The 6,158-nt window shown below is 45.9% G+C and carries 7 protein-coding genes; 5 read left to right on the top strand and 2 right to left on the bottom strand.

Going from position 1 to position 6,158, the window contains the following annotated elements:
• Positions 1-1,010: histidine kinase dimerization/phospho-acceptor domain-containing protein (locus B3M51_RS02130; RefSeq protein WP_292756497.1), on the bottom strand; the 1,010-nt coding region annotated here is incomplete at its 3' end.
• A complete protein-coding gene (locus tag B3M51_RS02125) occupies positions 997-1,689 on the bottom strand; it encodes a heavy metal response regulator transcription factor (protein ID WP_289245127.1) in 693 nt (230 codons plus the stop codon). The genes B3M51_RS02130 and B3M51_RS02125, both read right to left, overlap by 14 nt.
• 151 nt (positions 1,690-1,840) lie before the next feature.
• On the opposite strand from B3M51_RS02125, the gene B3M51_RS02120 reads away from it, so the two are divergent.
• From B3M51_RS02120 to B3M51_RS02100, 5 genes are all read left to right on the top strand, one after another.
• The gene (locus B3M51_RS02120; RefSeq protein ID WP_292750107.1) at positions 1,841-3,664 is read left to right on the top strand and encodes a copper resistance system multicopper oxidase; all 1,824 of its coding nucleotides are present in this window, start codon (positions 1,841-1,843) and stop codon (positions 3,662-3,664) included.
• Positions 3,661-4,665 carry a copper resistance protein B gene (locus B3M51_RS02115; RefSeq protein ID WP_289245125.1) on the top strand — a complete coding sequence of 335 codons (1,005 nt, stop codon included), beginning with the start codon at positions 3,661-3,663 and terminating at the stop codon, positions 4,663-4,665. Before B3M51_RS02120 ends, B3M51_RS02115 begins: the two co-directional genes overlap by 4 nt.
• Before the next feature lie 41 nt (positions 4,666-4,706).
• Positions 4,707-4,985, top strand: coding sequence for a hypothetical protein (locus tag B3M51_RS02110; protein WP_289245124.1), 279 nt, complete (start codon positions 4,707-4,709; stop codon positions 4,983-4,985).
• 62 nt (positions 4,986-5,047) lie between these two features.
• Complete coding sequence (locus B3M51_RS02105) at positions 5,048-5,581, top strand: c-type cytochrome (protein WP_292749102.1); 534 nt, start codon at positions 5,048-5,050, stop codon at positions 5,579-5,581.
• Between the two features lie 62 nt (positions 5,582-5,643).
• Positions 5,644-6,158: multicopper oxidase domain-containing protein (locus B3M51_RS02100; protein ID WP_292756495.1), on the top strand; the 515-nt coding region annotated here is incomplete at its 3' end.

Here is a 6,158-nt window from a genome sequence, read left to right as displayed (position 1 = left end):
TCTTCTGCCAAAGCTTCAAAAAAACCGAATAATTCTCTTACTTCATCGGATAAGTCCAGCGGTGTTTGTTCAAGTTTGATTAAGCCGTGGTCACTTTTTGCTAACCACAACATATCATTAATCATCTTTGCCAAACGTTCTTGTTCTTCCAAATTTGAGTACAACAATTCACGGTATTCTTCGAGTGTTCTGGACTTGCCTAAGCCAACCTGTGTCTGGGTGATGAGATTAGTCAGAGGTGTTCGTAGCTCATGTGCAATATCAGCTGAAAAATGTGATAGCTGATTAAAGCTATCCTCAAGTCGACCTATCATGTGGTTGAATGAAGACACCAAGTCCTGTAATTCAGATGGGACAAAAGATGGGGCAAGTCGCATATCTAGACGATCTGCTTGTATGTCACCCATTTTGTTCGAAAGTCTTCTTATTGGTGCATGCGCTTTGTGAACGCCATACCAAGCAGCCAACAGGGTAACGGCCCATGTAAGGACCATTATTAACCATAGAGTTAGACGAAATTTATGGAGAAATTGAAGGTGAAAGCCAATATCGATGGCAGTAATAACCAAGTAGTTATGACCCCCTATCGTATTGTGCGTGAGGACACCCCGAAATGTCTTATCGTCCGCATGCCAGACTTGTAGGTCACCGGCACTAATTTCTGTAACTTGGCGAAGGCTGTCTTTCACTACTGAAAGGTTTGCGCCGGCACTTTCGAAAACCACCTTACCTTGTTGATTACGTACTTGATAATAGACGCCATGATGTCCAGAGACAGCACCGAACAGTGCTTTACTAAGTTGTAAATTGTTGTCGTTATTATTTCGCAATACGTCTATGACAGCCTTATTAATAACGGCAACTTCTTCTGCATCCTGTTCGGCAAAATGGCGTTCGACCACATTCAGTACAAGGTTGCCAATTAAAAGTAAGCTTAATCCTACAGATGCGCCAACAAAACACATTACCCTTGCGGCGAGCGAAAGGGGTTTTTGATTATAAGGCTTCATCGACGGGCTCTACGTCAAGTTTGTAACCCATACCGCGAACCGTATGGATAAGTTTCGGTTCAAAATCGTCATCAACTTTGGCACGCAGGCGGCGTATCGCCACATCTATCACGTTGGTGTCAGAGTCAAAATTCATGTCCCATACCTGAGAGGCAATCAAAGAGCGTGGTAGAACCTCACCTTGGCGACGTGCCAATAACTCTAAAAGACAAAACTCTTTGTGGCTAAGATTTATTTTTTTACCTGCTCGCGTAACGCGATGCTTAGGTAAATCTAAAGTCAGATCAGCTACTTTAAGAAGCTCAGAAAAAGTTGAGGGAATGCCTCGGCGCAATAATGTTCTTATCCTTGCTAGAAGTTCGGCAAAGGCAAAGGGCTTAACTAAATAGTCATCGGCGCCTAATTCTAGGCCTTTAACGCGATCATCCACCGTGTCACGAGCCGTAAGGAATAGTACCGGCGTTTGGCATTCTGCTTCACGTAACGACTGCAAGATGCGCCACCCGTCAACATCCGGCAACATAACATCCAGAACGATCAAGTCAAACGCTTCTGTCATTGCCAAATGATGACCATCTAGGCCATTTCGAACAAGATTGACCTGAAACCCGGCTTCGCTTAGTCCTTTTTGTAAGTAGTCGCCTGTTTTGACCTCATCCTCCACTAACAATAATCGCATAGATGGATACCCCCTTGAACAACATTCTAATTAGTTTATTAGGTGAATAACGACTACAGGATTACACAAGGATTACGTTTTTGTAATGTTTTGGTCATCCGGATGACAGGGACGAAAAGTTAATCTTTCACAAAATTGTTGTATTGGAGTGTTGACATTGAAGTTACCTATAAATCCTATATCTACTTTTAATCCAACGCGCCGGCGATTCGTACATGGCATAGCCGCTGGTGGTGTGCTGGCAAGCTTCCCAGGCTTATTGTACGCTATGGACAATTCGAAGCAGCTTGCCTACAGAGGTACTGCTCCAGTCTTAACTGGCCAAACTATTGAGTTGGTTGTCGACCAATCACCTGTTAATTTCACTGGTGTCACGCGTATGGCAACAACAATTAATGGCTCCATTCCGGCGCCGACCCTGCGATTACGTGAGGGTGATGAGGTCACCATCCGGGTAATAAACCGACTCAAAGTAGCTACCTCCATTCATTGGCATGGGATTATCCTGCCGTATCAAATGGATGGTGTGCCCGGTATTAGCTTCCAGGGCATAGAACCGGGTGAGACGTTCGTTTACCAATTCAAACTTCAACAAAGTGGCACCTATTGGTATCACTCGCATAGCGGTTTTCAGGAAATGACCGGTATGTATGGTGCATTAATAATTGAACCGCGTGAGGGTCAATCTCTTGTTGAACAAAGCCATCTAGACGCGGACCGTGACTACGTGATGCAGCTGTCTGATTGGACGGACGAAGATCCCATGGCAGTTTTTTCGAAACTGAAGGTTGAGAGCGATGTGTATAACTATAATCAGCCTACCGTGCCATCCTTTTTTAGTGATGTCTCAAAGCTGGGATTGATGGGCGCATTTGAAAAACGACAAATGTGGAACCAAATGCGAATGAACCCGACCGATCTGGCCGATTTATCCTCTGCGACGTTAACTTATCTGATGAATGGCACAACGCCGGCGGGCAACTGGACGGGACTGTTCCAACCCGGTGAGCGGGTCAGGCTGCGATTCATTAATGGCGCCAGTAATACATTTTATGATGTCCGTATTCCTGGTCTGAAAATGACGGTCGTTCAGACCGACGGTCAGAACGTACAACCGGTTAGTGTCGATGAGTTCCGCTTTGGTCCCGGCGAGACTTACGATGTCATGGTTGCGCCACAAAATGACGCGCATACCATCTTTGCGCAGAGTATGGATCGCACCGGTTATGCTCGGGGGACGCTGGCCATACATGAAGGACTAACTGATGATATTCCGGCGCTGGACCCGGTTAAGTGGCTTACGATGTCCGATATGATGGGTAAGATGAACCATGGCAGTGGTCATGGTTCTGAGCAGAGCACCATGAATCCCTCTGAGATGAATCACAGTGATATGGCGATGGATCATAGCCAGCATGGCATGAGTCAGAATCCATTGGCGACACCTTCACAAAAAGTGAACCACGCTCGCAGTGAATATGGCCCATCCGTAGATATGCGGGTTGATATGCCGAATACGAATCTGAATGATCCAGGTGTTGGCTTGAGAGACAATGGCCGGCGGGTACTCACTTTGTCAGATCTTCGTTCCGTGGACGGTGTTCTTAATGATACACGGGTGCCAATCCGCGAATTCGAACTGCACCTTACCGGTAATATGGAGCGATACAGCTGGTCTTTTGATGGGCTGGAATTTGGTAAAAGTACACCGGTACACTTGCCTCACAATGAACGTATACGAATCATTCTGCAAAATGACACCATGATGACGCATCCCATGCATTTGCACGGCATGTGGAGTGATCTCGAAGATGACCAAGGCAATATGCTGGTACGCCGGCACACCATACCGGTGCAACCTGCACAACGCATCAGTTTTCTGACAACACCTCATGATCTGGGGCGTTGGGCTTGGCATTGCCACTTATTATTTCATATGGATGCGGGCATGTTCCGCGAAGTGGTGGTGTCATGAAAAATCATTGCCGTTCATATGCGTTGAAGCAGATTATCTTTGCGTGTTCATTGTCTTTAGCCACTGGACCGGTCTGGGCGCAATCCGATGATTCTCACCAAGACCATGATGCAACTAAGCAAACGACATCTGAGCATGCAAATCATGGAGCTGACACTGAAACGGGGATGCAGAATGAAACTGGCAATATGCAAGAAATGGATCATTCAAGCATGGCAATGGATGACATGGAAAGCATGGATCATTCTGGTATGCAAATGGGTAGTGACCAAGCGCCGCCAGACGCACGGGATCCGCATGCTTATTCAGGTGGTTTTACCCTGACTGAAGGTCCGTACTCGTTGTCAGAAAAACGCCTTTTGAAATTAGCAGATGAACATTATTTCTGGGCAATTTTAGGTGACCGCTTAGAATATGATGCGAGCAGCGACACTGCAATATTTGACCTCCAGGGCTGGTATGGAACTACCTACAATCGATTTACAGCCAAACTTGAAGGCGATGTGGTCGACGGTACGCTTGAGGAGAGTCAGTCAGATCTGCTGTGGAGTCATGCAATCAGCACCTTTTTTGACACGCAACTGGGCGTTCGGCTTGACCATTATGATGAAGGCAAAAACCGTGAATGGGTTGCCTTCGGTATTCAGGGGATTGCTCCCTACTGGTTTGAACTCGATTTGACTGCTTATTTGGGGGACAGTGGGCGTACGGCATTGTCGCTAGAAGCGGAATATGAATTTCTTCTTACGCAACGCTTGATTTTACAACCCCGGGCTGAACTCACGGCCTATGGCAAGGATGATGACGTTAATGGCTTAGGAAGCGGTTTATCAGATGCCTCAATAGGCCTGAGACTCCGCTATGAATTCACGCGACAATTTGCTCCCTATGTGGGTGTCGAATGGAGCGAGCAGTTTGGGGATACCGCTGACTTCTCAAGAGCAAACGGAGAAGATACCAGTGACACACGCTACGTGGTTGGTCTCAGATTCTGGTTTTAATCAAATTATTCATAAATTTATCACGACCTAGGAGTCGACTCATGAAACGTCAATTTTTGTCATATTTTGTTGCCTTGCCAGCATTAATGTTGGCTCTATCTGCTCAAGCTCATAGCCCTGAAGAGCATATTAACAAGGGACAAGCACCTAACTGTGCAGCCATGAAAGATATGGATCATTCTAAAATAGATATGAATGATCCAGTCATGCAAGCCATGATGCAGAAATGCATGCCTCAAGATGAAGCAGCGTCTGAAGACGGTCATCCTAGCCATGATATGGAGGCAGATGCGTATAAACCTGCTGAGCATCAACATTAATTACAGCTGGCTGTTATAACGGAGTGATTAATATGTCATCTTTAAAGTTCTTGAAATGCTTTATGTGTATTGCATTTGTATCAGGTATGGTGGTATTGGCTGGATTAGGATTCATTTATTCAGGCTATTACCCAATGGGGGCAGACATTAAGCACACAAAGCTTACATACTGGGCATTAGAAACCCTACGCGAACGCTCCATCAGTCGGGCTGCTCATAATATTGAGGTGCCAGCCGAACTTGATATACCAGCGCGATTACTTCGTGGTGGTTCAGATTATGCTGCTATGTGTGCAGGGTGTCATCTTGTGCCAGACAAAATGAATTCAGATTTCACTTTGGGACTGTATCCTGAACCACCTAATTTGACGTTGAATCATTCAGGGCATGATGAGCCAAAAATAGTCCAAGCCAGAGAATATTTTTGGATTATTAAACACGGCATTAAGGGCTCTGGAATGCCAGCCTGGGGGCCGGGCCATACTGATGAACAGATATGGAACCTAGTCGCTTTCTTGCAGCGACTTCCTGAATTGTCCCCCGAGCAATACCAGATTCTTACGGCTCAGGGATCTTCAAGTTCCCGTAATCATTGACGGTAGTGTGCAATACAGGCTTACGTTTGAGTTAAATCCAATTTTGTTAGGAGACGAATTCCATGGCAAATTCAGTTGAAGAGAATCGTAGACGTTTTATTAAATCTGCCATTGGGACAGCTTCAGCCCTTGTTTTAGCCAAAATGGCGCCGGCATGGGCTTATCCACTGGGTCGAAGCTATGGTGATGTTATTCATGCGCAGAATGTGGTCGATCTGCATATTCGCCGTGAAGATATGAATGTTGCTGGACGGATTGCTAGACCGATAACTATCAACGGTAGTATGCCCGGACCACTTATTAGGCTGAAAGAAGGACAACGAGCCAAGTTACATGTTAGTAATGCGTTGGATGAGTCTACGTCTATCCATTGGCATGGAATCATTCTGCCAGAAAATATGGATGGCGTGCCTGGCGTCAGTTTTCCTGGGATCAAGGCTGGAGAGTCATATCATTACGAATATGATGTTCAGCAAAGTGGTACTTACTGGTATCACAGCCACTCGGGATTGCAGGAACAGTTAGGTCATTTTGGGCCACTTGTAATTGACCCAGCGGATGGTGATATTGGCGCAGA

Source organism: Methylophaga sp. UBA2689 (assembly GCA_002354555.1).
Classification (GTDB): domain Bacteria; phylum Pseudomonadota; class Gammaproteobacteria; order Nitrosococcales; family Methylophagaceae; genus Methylophaga.
Note: the sequence above shows the minus strand (reverse complement) of the source record. Positions and strands in the feature narration are given on the sequence as shown.